17 protein-coding genes are annotated in these 23,845 nt (G+C 57.6%); 11 read left to right on the forward strand and 6 right to left on the reverse strand.

From position 1 onward, the window contains the following. Window positions 1-286 precede the first annotated feature (286 nt). From OKC42_RS03475 to OKC42_RS03495, 5 genes are all read left to right on the forward strand, one after another. Complete coding sequence (locus OKC42_RS03475; protein WP_199428064.1) at window positions 287-838, forward strand: cytochrome b; 552 nt, start codon at window positions 287-289, stop codon at window positions 836-838. Window positions 839-1,282: 444 nt separating this feature from the next. Next, window positions 1,283-2,746 carry an IMP dehydrogenase gene (guaB, locus tag OKC42_RS03480; RefSeq protein WP_005360033.1) on the forward strand — a complete coding sequence of 488 codons (1,464 nt, stop codon included), beginning with the start codon at window positions 1,283-1,285 and terminating at the stop codon, window positions 2,744-2,746. A gap of 84 nt (window positions 2,747-2,830) precedes the next feature. After that, on the forward strand, window positions 2,831-4,420 hold the full coding sequence (gene guaA, locus OKC42_RS03485; protein ID WP_040066364.1) for a glutamine-hydrolyzing GMP synthase: 1,590 nt from the start codon (window positions 2,831-2,833) through the stop codon (window positions 4,418-4,420). A gap of 379 nt (window positions 4,421-4,799) precedes the next feature. Next, window positions 4,800-5,072 (forward strand): hypothetical protein, encoded by a 273-nt coding sequence (locus tag OKC42_RS03490; protein ID WP_005337011.1) that lies wholly within the window; start codon window positions 4,800-4,802, stop codon window positions 5,070-5,072. A 705-nt stretch (window positions 5,073-5,777) separates the two neighbouring features. Then, window positions 5,778-6,695: a hypothetical protein gene (locus tag OKC42_RS03495; RefSeq protein WP_201941655.1), complete on the forward strand. Its 918-nt coding sequence runs from the start codon at window positions 5,778-5,780 to the stop codon at window positions 6,693-6,695. Window positions 6,696-7,074: 379 nt separating this feature from the next. Here the strand turns inward: OKC42_RS03495 and OKC42_RS03500 are convergent, their stop codons facing one another. Beyond that, entirely contained in the window at window positions 7,075-7,902 is an 828-nt protein-coding gene (locus OKC42_RS03500) for a bifunctional transcriptional activator/DNA repair enzyme AdaA (protein ID WP_199428642.1), read from the reverse strand. A gap of 51 nt (window positions 7,903-7,953) precedes the next feature. Continuing rightward, window positions 7,954-8,718, reverse strand: a complete 765-nt coding sequence (locus OKC42_RS03505; protein WP_199428641.1) for an SDR family oxidoreductase — start codon at window positions 8,716-8,718, stop codon at window positions 7,954-7,956. A 321-nt stretch (window positions 8,719-9,039) separates the two neighbouring features. Here OKC42_RS03505 and OKC42_RS03510 point away from each other — a divergent pair, with 321 nt between their 5' ends. Together OKC42_RS03510 and OKC42_RS03515 are read left to right on the forward strand one after the other, a co-directional pair. Then, window positions 9,040-10,410 carry a leucine-rich repeat-containing protein kinase family protein gene (locus OKC42_RS03510; protein WP_199428640.1) on the forward strand — a complete coding sequence of 457 codons (1,371 nt, stop codon included), beginning with the start codon at window positions 9,040-9,042 and terminating at the stop codon, window positions 10,408-10,410. Between the two features lie 283 nt (window positions 10,411-10,693). Further along, the gene (locus OKC42_RS03515; protein WP_199428639.1) at window positions 10,694-11,341 is read left to right on the forward strand and encodes a thiopurine S-methyltransferase; all 648 of its coding nucleotides are present in this window, start codon (window positions 10,694-10,696) and stop codon (window positions 11,339-11,341) included. 320 nt (window positions 11,342-11,661) lie between these two features. Here OKC42_RS03515 and OKC42_RS03520 read toward each other — a convergent pair whose 3' ends face one another. Beyond that, window positions 11,662-14,448 carry an insulinase family protein gene (locus tag OKC42_RS03520; protein ID WP_201941653.1) on the reverse strand — a complete coding sequence of 929 codons (2,787 nt, stop codon included), beginning with the start codon at window positions 14,446-14,448 and terminating at the stop codon, window positions 11,662-11,664. Window positions 14,449-14,610: 162 nt separating this feature from the next. On the opposite strand from OKC42_RS03520, the gene sixA reads away from it, so the two are divergent. The 3 genes from sixA to OKC42_RS03535 all read left to right on the forward strand — a co-directional run bounded on the left by sixA (window position 14,611) and on the right by OKC42_RS03535 (window position 16,500). After that, entirely contained in the window at window positions 14,611-15,078 is a 468-nt protein-coding gene (gene sixA, locus OKC42_RS03525) for a phosphohistidine phosphatase SixA (protein WP_021230584.1), read from the forward strand. Window positions 15,079-15,211: 133 nt separating this feature from the next. Continuing rightward, on the forward strand, window positions 15,212-15,418 hold the full coding sequence (locus OKC42_RS03530) for a DUF1107 domain-containing protein (protein ID WP_005336998.1): 207 nt from the start codon (window positions 15,212-15,214) through the stop codon (window positions 15,416-15,418). Between the two features lie 164 nt (window positions 15,419-15,582). Further along, window positions 15,583-16,500, forward strand: a complete 918-nt coding sequence (locus tag OKC42_RS03535; protein WP_064338113.1) for a DMT family transporter — start codon at window positions 15,583-15,585, stop codon at window positions 16,498-16,500. Window positions 16,501-16,603: 103 nt separating this feature from the next. On the opposite strand, the gene OKC42_RS03540 is transcribed toward OKC42_RS03535, so the two are convergent. After that, window positions 16,604-18,220 carry a peptide ABC transporter substrate-binding protein gene (locus tag OKC42_RS03540; protein ID WP_064338112.1) on the reverse strand — a complete coding sequence of 539 codons (1,617 nt, stop codon included), beginning with the start codon at window positions 18,218-18,220 and terminating at the stop codon, window positions 16,604-16,606. Window positions 18,221-18,602: 382 nt separating this feature from the next. Here OKC42_RS03540 and fbp point away from each other — a divergent pair, with 382 nt between their 5' ends. Further along, window positions 18,603-19,637, forward strand: coding sequence for a class 1 fructose-bisphosphatase (gene fbp / locus OKC42_RS03545; RefSeq protein ID WP_005336993.1), 1,035 nt, complete (start codon window positions 18,603-18,605; stop codon window positions 19,635-19,637). A 100-nt stretch (window positions 19,638-19,737) separates the two neighbouring features. Here the strand turns inward: fbp and mfd are convergent, their stop codons facing one another. Then, window positions 19,738-23,205: a transcription-repair coupling factor gene (gene mfd / locus OKC42_RS03550; RefSeq protein ID WP_199428644.1), complete on the reverse strand. Its 3,468-nt coding sequence runs from the start codon at window positions 23,203-23,205 to the stop codon at window positions 19,738-19,740. Between the two features lie 55 nt (window positions 23,206-23,260). Continuing rightward, a complete protein-coding gene (locus OKC42_RS03555) occupies window positions 23,261-23,836 on the reverse strand; it encodes a hypothetical protein (RefSeq protein ID WP_064336238.1) in 576 nt (191 codons plus the stop codon). Window positions 23,837-23,845: the final 9 nt, after the last annotated feature.

Below are 23,845 nucleotides of genomic sequence, written 5' to 3' on the forward strand. Positions count from 1 at the left end.
GTACCTGTGGTCTGCACCGGCGGGGCCGGGATAAAACAATGGCCGCTATCTTAACCCGAAACAGGGGGAGGGCGTGAAGCAGGAGGCGCCAGCAGCAGAAAAGCAAGATTGGAAACGCTGCCGTTTATTCGGGCAGGCAGTATGGCTCCCTATAAAAGCCCTCGTGCTTGCCTGCATCTAGCCAAGTCGCGGCTTGCCTAGATGCCGTTGATCTCTCAGGTGTTGCTGATGTTCACGGCGCCACCATCTTGACCAACGTTTACTCGCCCCCTGTTTGGAGTAGCTTATGAATCCCTCAATCCGCTTAAGTTTGACGACCCGTTTGCTGCACTGGTCGGTTGCCTTGCTGATGATTGGCCTGACCCTTGTGGGCTATCTGATGGTTAAATTTGAAATATGGGATCTCTATGCCCTGCATAAATCTCTGGGGGTGATTGCACTGATCTTGATCCTGCCCCGCGCCATTTTCCGCCTTGTTAGAGGGTGGCCTGAGCCTGTGCGTCAATATCCTGTTTACGAGGCATTGGCAGCCAGGGCGATCCACTGGGGTTTGCTGATTTCAACGCTGCTTATTCCGGTGTCCGGTCTCTGTTATTCCGCAGCGGCTGGCCGAGGTGTTGCGATATTTGGCTGGTCTATTATTCCGATGAATCCAGATATCCGTGATCCTGCCAATGTGATTCCATTCAGTGAATCCGTTCGGGATATTGCCCACACAATCCATATTTATTTGCCATATGTCATGCTGGCATTTTTGCTAGTGCACATTGTCGGGGCGTTGAAACATCATCTGCTGGATAAAGATAATACCTTGCTGCGGATGGTGGGACGAAAATAATAAAGAGAGGCAACCCTTGTTGTGCCAGAAAATATATATTGTCAGCGGGCGAAATTTATTATCCAGACCGAGCAAAGGACATTGAGAAGAGAATGATACCGGTGCGAGTGGTCGCCGCGAGGGCAAGAGACAATACAAGGACACAAGACAAGGGGAGGGTGATCAGAGGCCGCTTGCCCCCTGAGCCCCTGTCGATCATCCCGTTGCATGGGGGTTAGGCTGCGTCGGCACCTACCGGTTTTGCATAAATCACCGGTTAGCCAACTCTTTTGCCCCGAAATGGCACTTTTCGTACTGATAATCTTGGTTTTTTGGCGTTTTGGCCGCCTAAACGAGGGCTATGCCATAAAAAATTCAAAAAACTTCTTTACCAGTGACCAATGCGTGAGTAAACTTCGTCGGCAATATTTTACACCCCCACTTCCTCAACGGTGAGATATTGCCATGCTCAGGATTGCCAAAGAAGCGTTAACCTTCGACGATGTACTGTTGGTTCCCGCCCACTCCGAAGTTCTTCCCAATACTGCCGATCTGCGTACCAAGCTGACCTCTGCCATCAGCCTGAACATCCCGATGATCTCCGCTGCCATGGACACAGTGACCGAAGCCCGTCTGGCTATCGCACTGGCCCAGGAAGGCGGTATCGGCTTTATCCACAAGAACATGTCCATCGAGCAGCAGGCTGCCGAAGTGCGCAAGGTCAAGAAGTACGAGAGCGGCGTGGTCACTGACCCCGTTACCGTGCGCCCTGACATGACCATCGCCCAAATCAAGGAGCTGAGCCACAAGAACGGCTTCGCCGGTTACCCCGTGGTGACTGACGGCAATCAGCTGGTCGGTATCATCACCGGCCGTGACGTGCGCTTCGTGATTGACCTCTCCCAGACCGTTGAACAGATCATGACCCAGAAAGATCGTCTGGTCACCGTGCGTGAAGGGGCCCCTCGTGAAGAGGTGGTTGCCCTGATGCAAAAGCACCGTATCGAAAAAGTGCTGGTGGTGAACGCCGACTTCAAACTCAAGGGCATGATCACCGTTAAAGATTTCCAGAAAGCCGAGCGCAAGCCCCACGCCTGTAAAGATGACAAGGGTCGTCTGCGGGTCGGTGCTGCGGTTGGTGCCGGTGCCGGTAACGAAGAGCGTGTCGCTGCGCTGGTGGAAGCCGGTGTTGACGTGCTGCTGATCGACTCCTCCCACGGCCACTCCCAGGGCGTGCTGGATCGCATCAAGGCCACTCGTGACGCCTATCCGGATCTTCAGATCATCGGTGGCAACGTCGCTACCGCCGCGGGCGCCAAGGCGCTGGCTGCTGCCGGTGTCAACGCCGTCAAGGTCGGTATCGGCCCGGGCTCCATCTGTACTACCCGTATCGTGACTGGCGTGGGTGTGCCCCAGATCACTGCCATCTCCGACGCCGTTGACGCGCTGGAAGGCACCGGTATTCCGGTGATTGCCGACGGCGGTATCCGCTTCTCCGGCGACATCGCCAAGGCCATCGCCGCGGGCGCCAGCTGCGTCATGGTGGGCTCCATGTTCGCCGGTACTGAAGAAGCGCCGGGCGAGATCGAGCTCTATCAGGGTCGCTCCTTCAAATCCTACCGTGGTATGGGTTCCCTGGGCGCCATGTCCAAAGGTTCCAGCGATCGCTACTTCCAGACCGACAACGCCGCCGACAAGCTGGTGCCGGAAGGCATCGAAGGTCGCGTGCCGTACAAGGGTCGCCTCAAAGAGATCATCCATCAGCAGATGGGCGGCCTGCGCTCCTCCATGGGCCTGACCGGCAGCGCCACCATCGACGACATGCGCACTAAAGCTGAATTTGTGCGCATCTCCGGCGCCGGGATGAAAGAGTCCCACGTCCACGATGTGACCATTACCAAAGAAGCCCCCAACTATCGGATGGGCTGATAAAACGGGGCCCTGCGCCCCGTTTTTCCACCCTTTTTTTATCCCGTGCCCTTTGTGACAACATCAGCCTGATGCAGGAATAAAATGACTAAAGACATTCACCAGCACCGTATCCTTATCCTCGACTTCGGTTCCCAGTACACCCAGCTGATCGCCCGCCGCGTGCGCGAAATCGGCGTTTACTGCGAACTGTGGGCCTGGGACGTAACCGAAGAGCAGATCCGCGAATTCAATCCGAGCGGCATCATCCTCTCCGGCGGCCCCGAGTCCGTCACCGAAGCGGGCAGCCCGCGTGCCCCCGAGTATGTGTTCAACGCCGGTGTCCCTGTGTTCGGTATCTGCTACGGCATGCAGACCATGGCCGAGCAGCTGGGTGGCAAGGTGCAATCCTCCACCGAGCGTGAATTCGGTTACGCCAAGGTGGAAGTGCTGGGCGAAGCTGGCAAGAGCAGCGCCCTCTTGCGCAATATCGAAGATGCCATCGCCGACAACGGCAATGCCCTGCTGGATGTCTGGATGAGCCACGGTGACAAGGTCACCACCATTCCGGCCGACTTCACCACCATCGCCCAGACCCCGACCTGCCCCCACGCGGCCATGGCCAACGAAGCCAAGCGCTTCTATGGCGTGCAGTTCCACCCGGAAGTGACCCACACCCGTCAGGGTGCCCGCATGCTGGAGCACTTCGTCAAAGACATCTGCGGCTGCGAATGCCTCTGGACCCCGGCCACCATCATCGACGACGCCGTTGCCCGCATCCGCGAGCAGGTGGGTGACGATGAAGTGATCCTCGGCCTCTCCGGTGGTGTCGACTCCTCCGTGGTCGCCATGCTGGTGCACCGTGCCATCGGCGATCGCCTCACCTGCGTCTTCGTTGACAATGGTCTGCTGCGTCTGAACGAAGGCGAGCAGGTGATGGAGATGTTTGGCGATCACTTTGGTCTGAACATCATCAAGGTTGAAGCGGAAGAGCGCTTCCTCTCTGCCCTGGCCGGTGTTGACGAGCCGGAAGCCAAGCGCAAGATCATCGGCCGCGTCTTCGTCGAAGTGTTTGATGATGAAGCGAAAAAGCTGAAAAACGCCAAGTGGCTGGCGCAAGGCACCATCTATCCGGACGTTATCGAATCTGCTGCCAGCAAGACCGGCAAGGCCCACGTCATCAAGTCTCACCACAACGTCGGCGGCCTGCCGGAAGAGATGAAGATGGGTTTGGTCGAGCCGCTGCGCGAGCTGTTCAAAGATGAAGTGCGCCGCGTCGGTCTGGAGCTGGGTCTGCCTTACGACATGCTCTACCGTCACCCGTTCCCGGGCCCGGGTCTGGGCGTGCGCGTCCTTGGCGAAGTGAAGAAAGAGTACTGCGATATTCTGCGCCGCGCCGATGCGGTCTTTATCGAAGAGCTGCGCAAAGCCGACCTCTACAACCAGGTCAGCCAGGCGTTCGCCGTGTTCCTGCCGGTGCGCTCCGTTGGCGTGATGGGCGATGGTCGCAAATATGACTGGGTTATTGCGCTTCGCGCCGTCGAAACCATCGACTTTATGACTGCCCACTGGGCTCACCTGCCGTACGACTTCCTCGGTCACGTATCGAACCGCATCATCAACGAGATCAACGGTATCTCCCGCGTGGTGTACGACGTCTCCGGCAAGCCGCCTGCAACCATCGAATGGGAATAAGCGGCGCGCGCCCTTCTGCCCTTCGAGCATAAAAATGCAAAAAGACGCCCTTGAGGCGTCTTTTCTTTTCTCAATCGTTTGCGCCACATATCTTCTTTTTTCGAGCAGCTTTTTCGCCACCTTGCCCCTGTCATATGTGACAGGGGCATTTTTGCGATCTCGCACTAGGCTCTCTCATGCCAATTGAGCCTGCTGTCAACAGCGGCTTGTGGAAAGGGGGAGGGCTGATCCAGTTGCAGATAGCTGCGCAAATTTGCTCATCGTCATCGCGCCGACCGGCAGTGATGGCACCCCGGTGGAGACCGGAAACCACTTGAATCAACGGGGCGCAGCCCGAACGGCCAAACGAGTCGGGATCATAGAGCACGGAGAGTTTGATATGTCAGAACAAGCAGTGTTGGTGGGTGGATGGACCGCATATCACAAGCTGACCGCCGAGGATCAGGCGGTATTTGACCAGGCGCTGAAAGGATTTGTCGGGGTGCAGTACGTACCCTTTGAAGTCTCCACTCAAGTGGTGGCTGGCACCAACTACCGCTTCAAGTGCAAGAGCACTGTGCCGCTTGCCAAACCGATCCATGGCGAAGCCGTGGTGCAGATCTTCAAATCACTGGACGGGGATGCCCATATCACTTCCATTACCCCGATTTGATTGGGTGGTGGGGCAAGGTGGGGAGGGGGAATAACCTCCAACCTTTTTGCTCAAAGTCCTTAAAATAAGAAAGACGCCTTAGGGCGTCTTTCTTATTTCCACCACCAGTTATCTCTGATGCATGGTCAGCATTTGTACTTATTGATTAATTTGTTGATCTTGATCGGGAAACTATCATCATCTGCTTTTGCTTATCTGTCTTGCTCGCTAGGATATCCGTCTGGATATTATCTCTTTGGAGTCACCGATGAATCAAACCAGAGACATCGCGTTGATCAAAAGCTGCAAACTAGATGCTCTCTGGTGGTAGCTTGGCTGTTATTCTGGAACCGTGTGAGCAAGCCGCATCAGTGGGCGTCACAGTGAATGGAGGCGTATGAGATGGTGGTTCCAGTATCAGCAGACTTTTTTGTACGGTTGCTGTAGTGATACAAGCGCATAACGGTACTGACTTATTTACTGAGGCGGGATTTGATGGCGCTTTCCGTAGCTGACTCCTCAACTGCTTTTTATAGAGTGGCAATTGTAGAGCAAAAAGAAGAAGTCAATAGAATACGTCTGGACACCCGTGATATTTTGGCAATGCTTTGATTTAAAATAATTTTTTAGGTGGTTGTGAAGATAATGCAGAGTTATACGAAAGACTCGGCTATTGGATTAATACCGCCTTTCATCTAGTCACTATTAGCTCTTTAAGGTGAGTTTGTGAAGTCAGTAGATAAATGCCCTATATGTTCAAATTTTCGTGATTTACCTAGTCACTTATATGAGTTGTCTGAGTTTTGTAGATTCTTAGATAATAGAAATGAGTATGAAAGGCATGATGTTAAGCGCATGGTAGAAACTAAGGTCGTTAGTGACTGGTTGAAGCTAGCAGCAGAATTAGAAGTTGTAAAAATAAATTCATGGAAGTTTGGCGATGATAACGCTGCTATGTATTGTCGCCCAATTGCAGATGAATATGACTCGAACTCAAAGCACTATACCGCATATTCTACAGCACTTACTCGCTTCATTTTTGTATCGAATGCGCTAGAAGAATTATATAGGTTTGTTGATGGTTATTATTTATTGATTCCATCTATAGCTAAGCTGGATGAACGCAAAAAGTTAAGAGATGCTAGTTTACGAGCTACGGTACTGGTTGATGAGCTTAAAAGCTCAGAATTGCCATTGAACTTCGAACACTCAATATCAAATCTAACGGTTGCATTTGATTACTATCAGTCCATATTTAAATCATCTTTATCGGGTATGAAAGGATCAAAGGTTACTGATTATAGTTATGGTTTACACCTGGTTAGGAATTTGCGAAATTATGTAGCACATGGCATTTTCCCAATTTTGGATAACCCTGAGTACTGGAGTGGAACTGAAATTAGTAGAAATAAGCTCATCTCCTTATTATTTCATGCTTGTAGGGCCTCATGTCTGTACATTCAAGCTTTGTTGTTTAAGTATAATGCTGGTTTCTTGCTAGACGATTATGCTCAAATATCATCAATGAGCTGGGAAGATGGTTATGAAGAATATTTCTTTAAAAATTGCACTGTTGATTTGGCTTTAAATCTTCATACAAAGGTTCAGTTTACCTTTGAAAACCCATTCGGCTACAAGTGCTAACAAACTCTTCATGAGGGACAGCCAGCGCGTGGCATTTTATCATGCGGTGGCTTGTGTGATTACATTGTTATGCGGTAATTACCGTAGGGTGCAATGAAATTGCACCTCTACTTTTGTTCCTTATAGCTTGCTCAATAGCCGCTCTGCAAATGGTGCAATGCTCTGCACTTATTGCACCCTACGTCTCTTCGTCAATTCGCTGGGGTGGTGTGGCTAAGCGCTATTCCTCGCCAAAGCAATAAAAGGGGCGATTTGCGCCCCGATTCTTCAGGTCTCCCCGTTTTATATCGCCGCAGGCTTGTCTGGCGCTGCCTGATTGTCTGCTGACTCACTACCAAGATGCCTGTGTTCCTCATCAGGCGGACAGAAAAAGCCACATTCACTCATACCTCGCCGCTTCCCAGACGTGTATCGCCTGTTTGCGGGTCTCGCCCCAGTGATAGCCGCCGAGTTTGCCGTTTTGCTGAATGACTCTGTGGCAGGGGATCATCAAGGCGACGGGGTTGGCGCCCACCGCCAGTCCCACGGCGCGGGCGGCTTTGGGATTGCCGACGGCGCTTGCCACCTGGGCGTAGCTCACCACCTTGGCGGGCGGGATCTGCAGCAGCGCCCGCCAGACGCTGATCTGAAAGTTGGTGCCGCTCACGTACAAGGAGATGGGGCGATCCGGTGCCTTGCTGCCATCGAACATGGTGTTGATGACCCCTTGGGTGCGTGATGGCGCCTCCCTAAGCTCTGCCTCGGGCCAGTTATGGGCGAGGGCGGCCAGCGGCACCTCTGGGGCCTTTTCATCGAGAAACGAGAAGTTGCACACCCCCCGCGGGGTCAGGGCGACGAATGCCTGACCAAAGGGGGTGTCGTGCACCCCGTGATCGATAACCAGCCCGGCCCCGCGCTGTTTGTACTCGCCCGGCGTTACCGCTTCGAGCTGCACGAAGTGATCGTAGAGCCGCGAGCCGCTGCTAAGGCCTAGGGTATCGGCCACCTCAAGCAGCGGACGCGACTCCTGCAGCAGCGCCTTGGCCCGCTCCAGGGTCAGCACCTGCAGATAGCGTTTGGGCGTCACTCCGGCCCAGCGGCTGAACAGCCGCTGGAAGTGGAAGGGACTTAAGTGAACGTGCGCCGCTATCTCGTCCAGAGTGGGCTGGCGCTCCACCTGACTTGCGATAAAACGGATGGCATCGGCGATGCGGGCGTAATCAGACATAAGGCGCTCTCACGATAAGGTTGCGGTCGCAGGGTGTGGGGGGCGACAACGTCATGTGCGACAAATTGATACCCCACCATCGGCCAGCAGCGCAATGCCGGTGGTAAAGCTGGATGCATCGGACGCGAGGTAGAGGGCCGAACGGGCGATCTCCTCCGGTTGGGCCAGCCGTTTGAGGGCATGCATATTCTGCACAAAGGCGAGGCTCTCTGGCGTATTGGCAAAAGCCCGCCCCATGGGTGTGTCGGTACCCCCCGGCAGCAGGGCGTTGACCCGCACCCCTTGTGCCCCATACTCGGCAGCCAGCACCCGGGTCAGACCGATGAGGCCCGCCTTGCTCGCCGCATAGGCCGCCATGCCGGGCAGCCCCAGGGTGTGGCCGACGAAGGTAGAGGTAAAAATAAGCGAGCCGCCGCCACGCGCCAGCATGGCGGGGATCTGGTACTTGGCTCCCACAAAGGCGCTGGTGAGGTTGGTATCCAGAATTTCCTGCCACTGCGTCAGCTCAAGCTCCTCTATGCTGCCCGGCGTGCCTGTGGTACCTGCGTTGTTGAAGGCGATATCGAGCCCGCCGAAACGGGTTAGCGCGAGATCAACAAGATCGCGGGCGTAACTCTCACTTTTCACATCTCCCGCCAGACTCACCGCCTGGCCCCCCTCGTGGCGGATCTCCTCCACCAGCAGATCCAGTTCGGGCTGGCGGCGGGCGCCGACGACGACGCTGGCTCCTTCGCGGGCAAACAGGATGGCGCTGGCGCGGCCGATGCCGGAGCTGGCGCCGGTGATGATGGCGACCTTGTTGGACAGTAATGACATGGCAGTTCCCTCGCAGGTGTGTTGTGCGCCAGATATGAGGCGCACAAGGTTGGCTGTGGGTTGGAACCCCAATAGGTTCCAACCGACTTGGGTTTGGCCCCCACTATGGCAACCACTCCTCGCCGGGACGACCCGAATCTTGCTCTCTTTGTTGCCAAGTCGTTTTGCTACATGTCGATACAGGCCTTCGTGGCAACAAAAGGGGCGAACTGAGCCCCGAATTCTTTATAATGCCCCCCTTTAAAACCGCCGGACCCGGGTTCGGCGCGCGCTGATGGCTGGCTACACCATCAGACAGATCATCAGGATTGAGAAACGGTTATGCATACTCTGGAACAGCTGCGCGCAGGTGAACTGTGCGGTGCCCGCCATTTGAAGCTCTCTGAAAATCTGACGGAGTTTCCCAGCGAGATTTTGAGCCTGAAAGAGACGCTGGAGGTGCTGGATCTCACCGGCAACCAGCTGAGCACGCTCCCTGACGAGCTGGCCGGGTTTGGCAAACTGCGCATCATCTTCTGCTCCGAGAACCGCTTTACCGAGCTGCCCGAGGTGTTGGGATGCTGTCCTGCGCTCACCATGGTGGGCTTTAAGGCCAACCGGATTGCTACCGTCTCGGCCAGGGCGTTGCCCGCCGGTTTGCGCTGGCTGATCCTGACTGATAACGCAATTGAGCGGCTGCCCGATGAGCTGGGCCAGTGCGACGCCCTGCAAAAACTGATGCTGGCAGGCAACCGTCTGGGCGAGTTGCCCGCCAGCCTTGCCAATTGCCGCAATCTGGAGTTGCTGCGCATCGCCGCCAACCGCATTGAACGCTTCCCCGAGTGGCTGCTGGCGCTGCCGCGCCTTTCATGGCTCGCCTACTCCGGCAACCCCTTTAGCGAAGGGGCGGAGGCGCAGGCCATCGATGATGCCCATGTCGCGCCCATTGCCTGGGAGACGCTGGCGCTGGGCGAGCTGCTGGGGCAGGGAGCATCTGGTGTTATCCATCGCGCCACCCTTGTGGGTAATCCTGCTGATGAAGTGACTCAGGCGAGCGGCAGAGCCGATGCCAGTCAGGTGGCGGTCAAGCTGTTCAAGGGGGCGGTGACCAGCGATGGACTGCCCCGCTGCGAGATGGCGGCATCGCTGGCGGCGGGCACTCATTCCAACCTTATCAAGGTGATAGGCAAGGTGGCGGATCACCCCTCCGGCATTCCGGCGCTGGTAATGGAGCTGATCGATCCGGCCTTTGCCAATCTGGCCGGGCCGCCGAGCCTGGACTCCTGCACCCGGGATATATATCCCGAGGGGCTGCGCCTGAGTGTGCCGGATGCGCTGGCGATGGCCCACGGCATTGCCTCGGTGGCGGGCCATCTGCACCGCGCGGGCATCATGCACGGGGACCTCTACGGTCACAATATTCTGTTTGCCCGTGGGTCTGACACGCCGGCTCGCGCTCTGCTGGGGGATTTTGGCGCCGCTTCCTTATATGACCGCTGCGACCGCGAGCGGGCCGTGGGCCTTGAACGACTGGAAGTGCGCGCTTTTGGCTGCCTGCTGGAGGAGCTGTTGGCCCATTGCGATACGCAAGACTCACCGCTCGATAGGTTGCATCAGCTCAAAGCGGCCTGCCTCTCGGAACTCCCCGCCGATCGTCCCGATTTTGCTTATATCGAGCGTCAGCTGGCGGCCGCTCGCGCCACGCTGTCGTGATCTTTTTGGCGTTGGCAGGCACGTTTTGGCTTGCCAACGTCATTCCTTTTATTCATACATCGCCATACACCCATGACGTTTTTGCATGGGTTGGTATGCCTCTGCCCGTCATAAACGTATCCAGTAGCGCCGATTGCGACAGCGAAGCGCACGGCAAGGTGACGTCCCGTCATTCGCCCGATAACACGCAGAGGCTGCGCGGCAAAAAGGGGAGGGCAGAGGGTTGCGCGGTGCCGGTTAAGTTGTGATATTGAGGCATCTTTAGTACAGAAGGGTAATAACGATGGAAGCTGCGTTTTGGCATCAGCGTTGGGAAGAGAACCGGATTGGCTTTCATCAGGCGGACTTCAACCACTGGCTGCAATCCTGGTGGTCGGCCCAGCAAGCGGACGAGCCGGTGCTGGTTCCCCTGTGCGGCAAGTCCCGCGACATGCTCTGGCTGAGCACTCAGGGCCATCCGGTCGACGGTTTCGAGCTATCGAGCCTTGCTGTCAGCCAGTTCTTCAGTGAAAACCAGCTCGCCGCGACCGTGAGCGAAGTGGGCCCTTATCAGTGCCATCAAGTGGACAGCCTGCGCATTTTTCAGGGAGATTTTTTCGCCGCCCCCAGTCTGGGTCGCCGTTACCGGCTGGTCTATGACCGCGCGGCGCTGATCGCCCTGCCGACCGCGATGCGCCGCCAGTATGCGGCCCTGATCAGTTCGCTGGTCGAGACCGGTGGCCAGATCCTGTTGGTGACCCTCGAATATCAGCCGGAGCAGCAGAGTCAGCCCCCCTTCTCGGTGGGGGAGATGGAGGTGCGGGCCCTGTTCGAGCGCGATTTTCGCATCGAGGTGCTGGGGCGCGCTGCCGAAGTGGATCACCCGCGGGTGCTGGCGGGTCAGCTCTCCTACTTCGATGAGGTGGCGTACCGGCTGGTTCGCCGTGGCTAACGGGCGGGCAAAGGGTGATCTGCGCCGACAAATCGTCGGGCTGTGCGCTCTTCGCTACCTCCTTTGACGTAGATCAACGTGACTGGCGGGGGGAGTGCCTAATATGAGGCTGTTTCTCAATCACTGTTGGCATTGCAAAGCGAGTATCGGGTCTTTCCCGCTTGCTGATCAGCAACTCAGTGTCTGATTTTCACGCTCATGTTCACTTTTGGCGGCTTTGGTCGCAATTGTTATGGTTTTTCCAGCCGACCCTGATGGGTCGGCTTTTTATTGCCTGCGATTTGCCGTGGGCAGGAAAAACGGAGGAGTGCGAGGCCTGATCAGGCCTCGAAGGTGGCGGCATTGAGCCGAAATGCTCGTGGATCATCGATAAACTGGCCGGTGATCCGCTCGTCATGTTCGTGCCCCTGACCATAGCTGCAGAGGATCAGCCGATCGGAGGTGCGCGATCGCAGCTGGGTGATAAAGCGCACCAGATCGGCGCGGCTCAACTTGCCCACCTCGTCGCAGACCCGCTCCCGCTGATCAAACCCCAGATCCTTGTTGCCGATGCTGACCCACAGCCGCTGGCCGCGACTGCGCAGATTGGCATCCCGCTCGCTCAGCTGGGCTTGCAGCCCCGCTTTGCTCTCCTGCCACTGCTGCTCGGTGAATTCGAGCATGGCGAGCGGGAAGAGGTCGATAAACTCCTCCACCGCATCGAGCAGGATCTGCGGCCCAGCCACCGGCGACTGGATATAGAAGATCAGGCCCGGGTGGCGATTGAGGGGCAGGTTGCCGGCACCCACCACATACCCCAGTTGCTGACGGGTACGCAGCTCGTGGAAGAAGGTGGAGGACATGATGTGGTTCGCCAGAGTGAAGCAGGCGAGATCCCGCGCCCGGGTGGTACGGGACTGGTAGTAGACCAGCAGTGCCGAGTCTTCGTGATCGCAACCCTGCTCGCGAATAAGGGTGCCTCTGTCCTGAATGGAGATGAGCGGACGACGGGTCTCGCCGCTCGGTTTGCTGCTGGTGCCATTGATGTCGCTCAGGTGGCGCTCCATCAGGGCGGCCAGCTCCAGTGCTTCGGCGGCAGTCCAGTCGCCGTGCACCAGCGCTTCGACATGGACCTCGCCAAACAGCTGGGCCACGAAGCCGGGCATCTCTTCCAGCTCGACGGTGCGCAGGTGACGGAGCAACTGCTCGAACGGCGGGTTGTTGGGTTGCAACAGGCTGGTGAGCTGGTTAAAGAGCTGGGAGATGGGGCGCGCCTTGGACTGGTTGTCCCAGTTGCGAATGAGCTGCTCCTTGATCTCGGCGAAGCGACCCGGATCCGGATACCCCAGGGTGCGGTTGCCAAGGATCATGTCGAGCAACAGCGGCTGCTTGTCGGCAAAGCCGCTCAGGTTGATGGTAAAGCCCCCCTGATGGGCATAGATCTGGTAGCCCAGCCCCGCCAGCTCCGCCGGATAGGTGAGGGCGTTGAGGTGGTCGGCCAACAGCTCCACGGCGAGGCGCGCCATGGCGATATTGCGCGGATTTTTGACCGCATGTTCGCTGTCGATGGAGATGTAGAGATTGCCCTTGGGCACGCTGAACAGGTGCTCATGGAGGTGCCAGAGGCGAAAACCGGGGCGATCGATAAGGCAGGCGGGCATGTCGGCGGCAAGCTCGGGCGTACGCGGATCGAGTCGGCTGCTGATAAAGGGGTTGGGCTTGGGCAGCGCCAGCGCCGGATCCGGCTCGCTTTGCTGCCAGCGAATTTTCTCGGCCTCGGTAATGGTCGCCACGCTATAGGGGGTCTGATACCAGCGGGCCAGTCGATCGGTCGCCACTTCCGGCGCAGTGATGGTGATACGCAGGTTGTGCGGGGTGAGTTTGGCGAGGAAGCGGCGGATCAGCCCCTCGTCATATTCGCGCATCATGTAGTCGCCGTAGAGCAGATCCTCAGGTTTGTAGCTAAAGAGGTTGAGCACCAGCCCCGACACCGTATCGAGGGGGCGGCCGCGCTCCTGAAAACGGAACGCCGATTCGAGCACGGTCCGTTTTTCGTCATAGCGCCAGCTCTGTAGCCCTTCGCGGCCGATCAGTTTCAGATAGCCAAACAGGGTGGCGAGGATGTCATCCACATGTTCAAGGCCCAGAGGGGTGAGGCCGAAGTTGACGCCAAAATCCTTGAAGTTGGCGCCGCTAATGCCACCGCCCGCTGAGAGCTGGTTGACCCAGCCTTTCGCCTTGAGCAGGGAGAGCAGGCTGCCATCCCCCTCGTAGCCAATCAGATGGCTCAGGAAGGTGAGGGGCTTTTTGTCGTAAAACTCGTCCACATTGGGCAGGGGGAAGCTGAGCGACAGCTTGCGGGTCTCCTTGACCGGATTGATGTGGATGCGCACGCCGAGATCGTCGAGCCGGTAGAGCGGCATGGTGAGGGTCGGGGTTCCCAAATTGCGATTCAAAATGGGAGCAAAGTAGCGACAGCACCACTGCAACTGGGTATCGATGGATTCCGGCGAGATCATCACCAGCGCCATGCGATCCGCGCTGTAGTGGCTTTCGTAAAAACGGATAAGGTCGGAGCGCAGATCCCGTCCCGGCAGATCAGCCAGGGTATCGAGGTTGCCCACCGAGAACTTGGAGAAGGGGTGCGCCGGGTTGACCGTCTCTTTATGCACCTGATAGCTGCGGCGCATGTCGTCCTGCAGCTTGAGGCGATACTCGGAGTCGACCGCGTTGCGCTCCTTGTCCACCCACTCAGGATCAAAGGTGGGACAGATAAAGAACTGGGAGAAGCGATCCAGCCCCGCTTCGAAGAAACCGTTGTCGATCTCGAAGAAGAAGTTGGTGAACTCGGTACCGGTCCAGGCGTTGTTGCTGCCGCCATGACGGCTCATAAATTGCTGGTACTCACCAGGCTTGGGGTAGGTGCAGGTGCCGAGAAACAGCATGTGCTCCAGAAAATGGGCCATTCCCTGCCGGTCAGCGGGATCGTCAAAATGGCCGGTATTGACCGCCAGCGAGGCGGCGGATTTGTCTGTGTCGGGATCACAAATCAACAAGACCCTGAGCCGGTTGGCCAGCTCCAGAAAATGGTATTGCCGATGGTCATTGGGACTGGCATATGGGCTCATTGGCGTGTGACTCACGTTGGATTTATTTGAATTTAAACATGATTATCGACCCCGCTATCCCGTCAGGCAAACCCTTTTCTGAGAGGTAGCGCAATTGTTTCCACACCCGTGGCGGGGTAAGATCCCCCGGCTATCAAAACAGGCCCGTTGGGCGAGGTTGTAATGAAAATCTATATCATGCGTCATGGCCAGGCTGGCATGAATGCGAAAACAGATGAACAGCGTCCATTGACCGAGCAGGGTATTGAAGAGTCTATCCAGATGGCCCGCTGGCTGGCGCCTCAGCTGATTGGCCCGCTGGATCGTGTGATCCACAGCAACTATCTGCGGGCACGCCAGACCTGGCAAGCCATATGCAGTGAATTACCTGACGCAGCAGCCGTTGAAGAGAGTGGCGACATTACCCCTTACGGTGATCCCGCTTTCGTGGCCAGCTACCTCACCACTTTGGCTGAACAACATGACCAAATCCTGATGGTCAGCCATCTGCCGCTGGTGGGTTATCTGGTGCAAAGCCTCTGCCCGGCCGCAGGAGCACCCATGTTCGCCACCTCGGGGATCGCCTGTATCGAGTGGCACGATGGCAAAGGAGCCTTGCTCTGGCTCGAAGGGCCGCATACAATAGGCTAAAAGTTAATAAAAAGTTATAGATTGAATTTTTTGGGAAGAGATGGGCGAGTTTTCCGGATTTTTATAAATATTTTACGGAATTAATTCGCAGAAGCTGCTGTCATACGGATACAACTGCAAGAGGTTGCAAACGATGAGAGTGTTCAAGAAGTACCTGCCACTGATGGTGGCAAAGCATGTCAAAACCTTCTTTAAAGGTCGGATTTACATCCATGGTCGGGGGCGGTTTGATTTCCAATCCGGTTTGTTGCTGATGCCGAATCCGGCGGATATTCCCCATCGCCAGACAGTCACCGAGGTCAACGAGCTGATCTCCAGACTGCACATGGATGCCGCGTAATGCGCTTCTGAACATGTTTCTGCACTGATATGCCCGCAATTTTGTGGGCATATTTGTTTCTGGCGACTGGCGTTCACTGCGTGGCTGTTCAGGCCCACACCTTTGTTTCTCTCCCATCGCCCTCTATACTGGCCCGCTGTTGTCTCTTCGGTCTGGATCCTCTCATGCCCCTTGCCTTTCTGTTTCCCTTCTCCTGCATTGCCATCTGGGCTGGCAATGGCATCGTCAGCAAACTGGCGGTTGGTGTGTTGTCCCCCGCAGCCTTGGCCTGGTCGCGCTGGGTGGTGGCTGCGCTGGTATTAAGTCCGTTTCTGGCCCGTCGGGTATGGCGTGCGCGTGCCCGTCTGCGCGCTGGCCTTTGGCAGATCGCCATGCTGGCCTCGCTGGGCATGGTGCTCAACCAGACTTTTGGTTACTACGCGGCGCAAACCCTGGGAGCCACCGAGATGGGGTTGATGATGGGACTGACGCCGCTGCTGACCGTGTTGTTCAGCATCTGGCTGCTGCGCGAGCGGCCCACCTGGGGCGCTGTACTGGGGGCGCTGCTCTCCATCCTTGGCTTGTCTATCTTGCTGGGGCAGGGAGATCCTACCCGGCTGTTTACCCAAGGCATTCATATCGGCTCTGTCTATATGCTGATTTCGGCGGGTACTTACGCCCTTTACAGTGTGCTGCTCAAGAAGTGGGATCTTGGGCTCGACAACTGGTCGCTGCTCTACGGTCAGGTGATCTGCAGTGTGGTGATCCTGACTCCCTTCTTTTTGCTGGTGGATGGCCAGTGGCCTGATAGGCGGGCCCTGTGGCTGATCCTCTATGCGGGTATCCCCACTTCGGCGCTCTCACCCTGGCTTTGGATGCAGGGTATCGCCCTGCTCGGTGCCAACCGTACCGCCATCTTTATGAACCTGCTGCCGGTGATGACGGCTGGCCTTGCCATCACCCTGTTGGGTGAGCGGTTGACCAGCTATCACCTGATCGGGGGCGGTCTGACCCTGCTGGGTGTCTTGCTGGCACAGCTGCTGGTGCGTCCGGTGGTGATGGGTCGCCGCCGGGTGGTGCTGGCACCCTGTCCCGAAGAGTAATCTTGCGCGAAAGCGTAGAGGGGCCAAGTGGCCTGCTTGGCCGCCAATGAAAAGCGCCTGCAGCAATGCAGGCGCTTTTTTATGGTTACATCTTCCTAGCCGGTTACTGGGCAACTAGATAGAGCTCCTTGCTGTAGACCACATCCTGCGGGTTAAGGTGGGGATAGCCTTTCACGAAAGGCTTGAGCAACCTGGATTTGACCGAGAAATAGATGGGGGCGATGGGGGCATCCGCATCAATGAGTGCCTCTGCCTGTTGATACAGGGCATTGCGTTCAGCGGGATCCAGCGAGTCGTGGGCCTTGGCCAGCAGGGCGTCGTACTCCTTGTTGAACCACTTGCCGCTGTTGGCACTGCTGCTGGAGGTCATGATGTCGAGGAAGGTGGAGGCATCGTTATAATCCCCGTTCCAGCCATAGCGGCTAACCCCGAAATCCCCCTCGTTCAGTGCCGAGACCATGGTCTTCCACTCCATGTTGTTGAGGGTGGCAGTGACCCCCAGGTTGTGTTTCCACATGGAGGAGACGGCCAGCGCAATCTTTTTGTGGCTCTCGTTGGTGTTGTAGAGAATGTCCACTGTGAGTGGCTTGTCCGGGCCATAACCTGCTTCGGTCAGCAGGGCTTTGGCCTGCTTGATCCGCTCCTCTTTGCTCTGCAGCTGGCTAGCCGGTTTTTTCAATTCAAAACCGTCCACAATGGGGGGCGTGAAGCTATATGCGGCAATTTGTCCCTGCCCCAGGATCTTGTCGGTGATGGTCTCCCGGTCGATGGCGAGCGAGAGCGCCTTGCGTACTTTCGGGTCATCGAACGGTTTGCGCTGGGTATTGAAGACATAGTAATAGCTGGCCAGCGTGGGGACGCTGACCAGTTCTTCCGGGCTCTTGCTCTTGAGCTGCTTGTACTGCTCCAGCGGATAAGTGGTGTAGTGCAGTTCACCGGTGCGATAGCGGTTGTAGGCGGCGGTTTCCGAGACGATCTCCAGATAGATCACCTTGTTCAGGACGGTGTGCTGGTTGTTCCAGTAGTGGGTATTGCGCTCGGCGCTCAGCCGCTCGTTGGGGGTCCACTCCTTGAGTACAAAGGCGCCGTTGGAGACGATATTGCCCGGTTTGACCCAATCCTTACCGAATTTTTCAATGGTGGCCTTGGGGGCCGGGAACGTGGTGTAGTGGGCCAGCGTTTTTAGGAAGAAGGGAACCGGATTTTTCAGGGTGACCTGCAGGGTGTGGTCATCGAGCGCCTTGATCCCGAGCTCTGACGGGCTCTTCTTGCCCTGTGTCACCTCGCTTGCATTGACCACTCCGGTCAATTCGATAAACCAGGCGTAGTTGGAGGCGGTCTTGGGATCGGCCGCCCGTTGCCAGCCGTAGACATAATCGGCGGCGGTGACCGGTTCACCGTTTGACCACTTGGCCTCGGGCCTCAGTTTGAAGGTGTAGATGGTACCTGTCTTGTCGACGTCGTAGCTGACGGCACCTGCTGGCTTGATCTTGCCGGTATTATCCAGCTCATAGAGCCCTTCAAACAGATCGTTGACGATGGCACTACCGGCGGTCTCTTCTACCAGCTGGGGGTCAATGGTGGTGGGCTCGGTGCCGATATTGGTCACGTAGATTTGTTGGGCATCCGGCAGCAGCTTGGTACCGGCAGGCACCTGGGCAGCCCAGGCGGGAAGGGCAAACAGTCCGGCTACCATGCCGGCAATGAGAGTCTTGTTCATTGATAATCCTTGAGTTTTATTTGCTTCCAAAGCGAAATCAGTGTGCTGGATTGGCGATCGGATCTCAAGAGGCAATGGCTGAGGGAACGGCAGGCCCATCAGACTCCATTTTTAATGGCTCAAGGCCAGTCAACTCATGGCTTGCAGCAGGTTATTGCCACGAATTAAGAGGCCGAAAGTTATCGATTGAAACCGAATAAAACGCGCCTTTTACCATAACATGAGGCGAAATAGCCTATTTAATAGGCCGCTTAATTCGCTGCAAAAACAAAAAACAGACGTTACATTAGGTTACAAATCAAGGCCGCCGGTGATCGGCATTTTTTTTGCTGATGCCTGCAAACGTTTTCAACGCCAACGGATGCGATCTAAAGGAACAAAAATGCGAAACATGATCACCATGGGTGAGTTCATCGTCAAAAAGCAGGCGGATTATCCTACCGCGACTGGCGAGCTGACCTCGTTGCTCAGCTCGATCCGCCTTGCTGCCAAGGTGGTGAACCGGGAGATCAACAAGGCGGGACTGGCGGATATCATCGGTTCCATGGGCGCTGAAAACGTACAGGGCGAGGTGCAGCAGAAGCTGGATGTCTACGCCAACGAACGCTTCAAGGCGGCGCTGGAAGCGCGCGGTGAGGTGTGTGGCATGGCCTCGGAAGAAGAAGAGGACTTCGTCGCCTTTGACTCGCCGCTCTCCAAAAACTCCAAGTATGTAGTGCTGATCGACCCGCTCGATGGCTCCTCCAATATCGACGTCAACGTCTCGGTCGGGACTATCTTCTCCATCTACCGCCGTTTGAGCCCGCAGGGTTCGCCGGTGACCCTGGAGGACTTCCTGCAGCCGGGCAACCGTCAGGTCGCCGCCGGTTATGTGGTCTACGGCTCTTCCACCATGCTGGTCTACACCACCGGCTTTGGCGTTAACGGCTTTACCTACGATCCCTCTATCGGCTGCTTCTGCCTCTCCCACGAGAACATCCGTATTCCGGAAGAGGGCAAGATCTACTCCATCAACGAGGGTAACTACATCAAGTTCCCGGACGGGGTGAAGAAGTACCTCAAATATTGCCAGGAGCGCGACGAGGCGACCCACAGACCCTACACCTCCCGCTATATCGGCTCCCTGGTCTCTGATTTCCATCGCAACCTGCTCAAGGGCGGCATCTACATCTATCCGTCCGGCACCAACTCGCCGAACGGCAAGCTGCGGCTGCTCTATGAGTGCAACCCGATGGCGTTTCTGGTAGAGCAGGCTGGTGGCAAGGCCTCCGATGGCTTTGGCCGCATCATGGATATCCAGCCCACCGCACTGCACCAGCGTACCCCTTACTTTGTTGGCTCGACCAAGATGGTGGAGCGCGCCGAGGCCTTTATGCGCGAGTTCTCCGCCCATGAGGATCCAGCTAACCAGGGCTGATAGTACGCAGCTGACTGATAGCGAATAAAAAACGGGAGCCGATTTGGCTCCCGTTTTAGTTGGCTTTATCGTGCTGGCTCGTCGCCAGCGTTGCAGATATTCACAGGCTGTTGTTGGCCAGATCAGCCAGCAAACCATCCACCAGTTTCAGGCGCATGGCGCGATCCTGGGTCGGCACCTGGAAGCGCAGCCGGGTCGGCCCGTCCATCTTGTAGACCCGTGGCTGGCTGGAGAGCAGCTTGACCAGATAGGCCGGATTGACCTTGGTCTCCTGGGTGAAGTCGAGATAGCCGCCACGCTCGCTCATCTCCACCCGGCGAATGCCAAGGGCGGTGGCACGCTGACGGAAGGCAGCCAGCTCCAGCAGGGTTTTGGTCGCCTCCGGCAAGAGACCAAAGCGGTCGATCAGCTCCACTTTCAGCTCGCGCAGCTCTTGCTCGTCCGCCGCACTGGCGATCCGCTTGTACATGGAGAGGCGCATGTTGACGTCCGGAATATAGTCATCCGGCAACAGCGCAGGCAGGCGCAGCTCCACCTCGGTGTGCTGGCTCATCAGCTGCTCCAGCGAGGGCTCCTTGCCATTTTTCAGCGCCTCGACCGCCTGCTCCAGCATCTCCATATAGAGGGTGAAGCCGACCGATTCAATCTGGCCGCTCTGATCGTCGCCGAGCAGTTCGCCCGCGCCACGGATCTCCAGATCGTGGGTCGCCAGCGCAAAACCGGCGCCGAGATCTTCGAGCGAGGCGATCGCCTCCAGCCGCTTGGCCGCATCCTTGGTCATCAGCTTGGGATGGGGGGTGAGCAGGTAGGCATAGGCCTGATGGTGAGAGCGGCCAACCCGACCCCGCAGCTGGTGCAGCTGGGCCAGACCGAGATGATCCGCCCGATCCATGATGATGGTGTTGGCGCTTGGCACGTCGATGCCGGTCTCGATGATGGTGGTGCAGACCAAGAGGTTGAAGCGCTGGTGGTAGAAGTCGGACATGATCCGCTCAAGGTCGCGCTCGCGCATCTGGCCGTGGGCGATGCCGATACGCGCCTCTGGCACTAATTCGGCAAGATCGGCGGCGCACTTCTCGATGCTCTCCACGTCGTTGTGCAGGTAGTAAACCTGACCACCACGCTTCAATTCCCGCAGCACCGCCTCGCGCACCACAGCCGGTTCGTGCTGACGCACGAAGGTCTTGATGGCGAGCCGCTTGGCGGGCGGGGTGGCGATGATGGAGAGATCCCGCATACCGGACATCGCCATGTTGAGGGTGCGCGGAATAGGGGTGGCGGTGAGAGTGAGGATATCCACATCGGCCCGCAGCGCCTTGATCTTCTCCTTCTGGCGCACCCCGAATCTGTGCTCCTCATCGACGATGAGCAGTCCCAGATCCTTGAAGGTGAGTTCGGAGCCGAGCAGCTTGTGGGTGCCGATGATGATGTCCACCTTGCCTTCGGCCAATTCCTTCATCACAGCGCTCTGCTCCTTGGCGGAGCGGAAGCGGCTCAGCACCTCGACCCGCACCGGCCAGTTGGCGAAGCGGTCGCGGAAGTTGTCGTAGTGCTGTTGCGCCAGCAGGGTGGTGGGCACCAGCACGGCAACCTGCTTGCCGCCGTGGACGGCCACAAACGCCGCCCGCATCGCCACTTCGGTCTTGCCGAAACCTACGTCGCCACACACCAGTCGGTCCATGCTCTTGGCCTGACACATGTCCCCCAGCACCGCATTGATGGCGTTGAGCTGATCGTCGGTTTCCTCGAACGGGAAGCTGGCGGCAAACTGGCGATAGGCCTCTTTGTCGTGCTTGAAGGCAAAACCGGCGCGAGCGGCGCGATGAGCGTAGACATCCAGCAACTCGGCTGCCACATCGCGCACCTTCTCCGCCGCCTTGCGCCGCGCCTTGCTCCAGGCCTCGCCGCCGAGTTTGTGGCTGGGTGGGTTATCAGAGCCGGTGTAGCGGCTGATAAGGTGCAAACTGGTGACCGGCACGAACAGCTTGTCGCCGCCGGCATATTCGAGGGTCAAAAACTCGGTGGGCAGACCACCAGCGTCGATGGTTTCGAGCCCCAGATAGCGGCCGACCCCGTGATCGAGATGGACCACCGGCTGGCCCTGGGTCAGCTCGCCCAGGTTTCTGATCACCGCATCGGAGCTTAAGTTTTTGCTCTTCTCCCGTGCCCGCTTGCTGCGCACCTTGCCGCCCAGCAGTTCGGTCTCGGTGATCAGCGCCAATGGATCCTGACCGGCCTCCTGCCACAGGAAGCCACGTTCAAGCGGTGCCACCAGCAGGCCGTGACGATCCTGGCTTGCCATAAAGGCGTCGAGGGAGGGGAACTCTTTAGGTTGCAACGAGATACGCGCCAGCAGATCGCCGAGCACCTCCCGCCGTCCTTCGGACTCCACCGCAAACAGGGTGCGCCCGGCAAAACCTTGGAGGAACTGGTTGAGCGCCAGCAGGGGTTGCTCCTTGCTGTGATCGAGTTGCAGATCCGGCAGCGCCTCGATGGGCAGATCGTGCTGACCGGCATCGCCCGCGGTGGCGGCCTCTTGCAGCCGCACCGCGCCATATTGGCCCAGAGAGGCAAAGAGCTGCTCCACCGGCAGATAGAGCTGGGCCGGGGGTAGCAGGGGGCGAGTGTTGTCCCAGCGTCTGTCTTCATAGCGCTGGCCGATATCGTTCCAGAAACGCTGGGCGGCGGGGTAGATATCCCCCACGGTGAGCAGAAGGGTCTCTTCCGGCAGGTAGTCAAACAGGCTGGCGGTCTGGTTGAAGAAGAGCGGCAGATAATACTCGATGCCAGCGGGCCAGCGCCCCTTGCTCACCTCCTGATAGACGGAGCCCTCGGCCCGCGACAGCTCGAACTGCTCGCGGAACTGGCCGCGAAACAGTTCGATGGCCGCCTCGTCGGTAGGGTATTCCCTGGCGGGCAGCAGGCTGACCGTCTTGACCGGTTCGCTGGAGCGCTGGGTTTCGGGATCGAATGGGCGGATGGAGTCCACTTCATCGTCGAAGAAGTCGATGCGATAGGGGCTGCTACTGCCCATGGGGAAGAGATCGAGCAGGGAGCCGCGAGCGGCAAATTCGCCATGTTCCAGCACCTGATCCACTGCCACGTAACCCGCCTCGGCCAGCCGCCCGCGCAGCTGTTGCAGGTTGAGGCGCTGACCGGCCTTCACCATCAGGCTGTATTTGTCGAGATAGACCCGGGGGGCGCAGCGCAACATCAGGGTGGAGATGGGGACAATCAGCACCCCCTTGCTCATCTGCGGCAGCTTGTAGAGAGTCTCGAGCCGCTGGGAAATGATGTCCTGATGAGGAGAGAAGGTGTCGTAGGGCAGGGTCTCCCAATCGGGGAACAGCAATACGGGAGCGGACTGATCGGCTAGCTGCTTGTCTGCCAGCAAGTACTGTAACTCCTGCTCCAGGCGCAGGGCGCTCGGGGTATCGGCGGTGATAAGCAGTACCGGCCCCTTGGCTTCACTGGTGAGACGGGCTGCAATCAGCGAGAGGCTGCTGCCGACCAGCTGGCCGAGTGTGATCTTTTGGCCCGCTTTGGCGGGCAAGGCGGGGAGTGTCATTGGCATGGTTCGATTCTTTTAACGTTGACGTTATCTATCGCGACGTTCGCTCTGGTTAGCGCTGACGTTCTTGGGCGCGCAGCTTGAGCTGCTTTGATTGCACGTGGAGGCTGGCACGAACCAGCAGTTCACGGTCATCTTCGCGGATCCGCACATAGTCGAGCTGCACATGGGTGCCATGTTCACCGCCGTCGAGCTGTTTGACCTGGCCATAGCAGTAGATGGCGGCCGCCTCTTCCCGCAGGAAGATCTTGAGGCGCACGATCTGGTGCAGGTGCGGCGCATCCCCGTGACCGTGATAGGGGTGCAGGTAGGTGAGTTGACCTGCCCCGAAGCGCAGGGTGTGAAAGCGCTGCTCCGGATGGTCCTGCAGGGAGAGCACATAGCCCATGATCATGTCGATCTTGCGGGACTGCTGATTGACGATCTCGATCAGATCGTGCATCGACTCGTTCTGGTTGCGCAGCAGTCGAGTGGTCACCAGATCGATGGAGGTAATGGCCGAAGAGATCCGAAAGGGCTCCGGCAGCTCAGCGTCCAGCTCCTCCAGCGAGGGGAGGTGGAAGTCGGCCGGCATGGGGATCACATTGACCGGCGTGGCATGAGTGACGCTGAAGAACTGTTCCTGCATGGAGGCTAT

Origin of the sequence: Aeromonas sp. Y311-2, from assembly GCF_027706025.1 — a bacterium.
In the GTDB taxonomy this organism is placed as follows: domain Bacteria; phylum Pseudomonadota; class Gammaproteobacteria; order Enterobacterales; family Aeromonadaceae; genus Aeromonas; species Aeromonas veronii.

Excerpts from the sequence above, each read along its gene's own strand:
- OKC42_RS03515 (WP_199428639.1), top strand. The coding sequence starts at position 10,694 with ATGGAAGCTGCGTTTTGGCATCAGCGTTGGGAAGAGAACCGGATTGGC.
- OKC42_RS03475 (WP_199428064.1), top strand. The coding sequence starts at position 287 with ATGAATCCCTCAATCCGCTTAAGTTTGACGACCCGTTTGCTGCACTGG.
- OKC42_RS03490 (WP_005337011.1), top strand. The coding sequence starts at position 4,800 with ATGTCAGAACAAGCAGTGTTGGTGGGTGGATGGACCGCATATCACAAG.
- OKC42_RS03510 (WP_199428640.1), top strand. The coding sequence starts at position 9,040 with ATGCATACTCTGGAACAGCTGCGCGCAGGTGAACTGTGCGGTGCCCGC.
- OKC42_RS03505 (WP_199428641.1), bottom strand. The coding sequence starts at position 8,718 with ATGTCATTACTGTCCAACAAGGTCGCCATCATCACCGGCGCCAGCTCC.
- OKC42_RS03530 (WP_005336998.1), top strand. The coding sequence starts at position 15,212 with ATGAGAGTGTTCAAGAAGTACCTGCCACTGATGGTGGCAAAGCATGTC.
- OKC42_RS03535 (WP_064338113.1), top strand. The coding sequence starts at position 15,583 with ATGCCCCTTGCCTTTCTGTTTCCCTTCTCCTGCATTGCCATCTGGGCT.
- OKC42_RS03555 (WP_064336238.1), bottom strand. The coding sequence starts at position 23,836 with ATGCAGGAACAGTTCTTCAGCGTCACTCATGCCACGCCGGTCAATGTG.
- sixA (WP_021230584.1), top strand. The coding sequence starts at position 14,611 with ATGAAAATCTATATCATGCGTCATGGCCAGGCTGGCATGAATGCGAAA.
- mfd (WP_199428644.1), bottom strand. The coding sequence starts at position 23,205 with ATGACACTCCCCGCCTTGCCCGCCAAAGCGGGCCAAAAGATCACACTC.
- guaA (WP_040066364.1), top strand. The coding sequence starts at position 2,831 with ATGACTAAAGACATTCACCAGCACCGTATCCTTATCCTCGACTTCGGT.
- OKC42_RS03540 (WP_064338112.1), bottom strand. The coding sequence starts at position 18,220 with ATGAACAAGACTCTCATTGCCGGCATGGTAGCCGGACTGTTTGCCCTT.
- guaB (WP_005360033.1), top strand. The coding sequence starts at position 1,283 with ATGCTCAGGATTGCCAAAGAAGCGTTAACCTTCGACGATGTACTGTTG.
- OKC42_RS03520 (WP_201941653.1), bottom strand. The coding sequence starts at position 14,448 with ATGAGCCCATATGCCAGTCCCAATGACCATCGGCAATACCATTTTCTG.
- OKC42_RS03500 (WP_199428642.1), bottom strand. The coding sequence starts at position 7,902 with ATGTCTGATTACGCCCGCATCGCCGATGCCATCCGTTTTATCGCAAGT.
- fbp (WP_005336993.1), top strand. The coding sequence starts at position 18,603 with ATGCGAAACATGATCACCATGGGTGAGTTCATCGTCAAAAAGCAGGCG.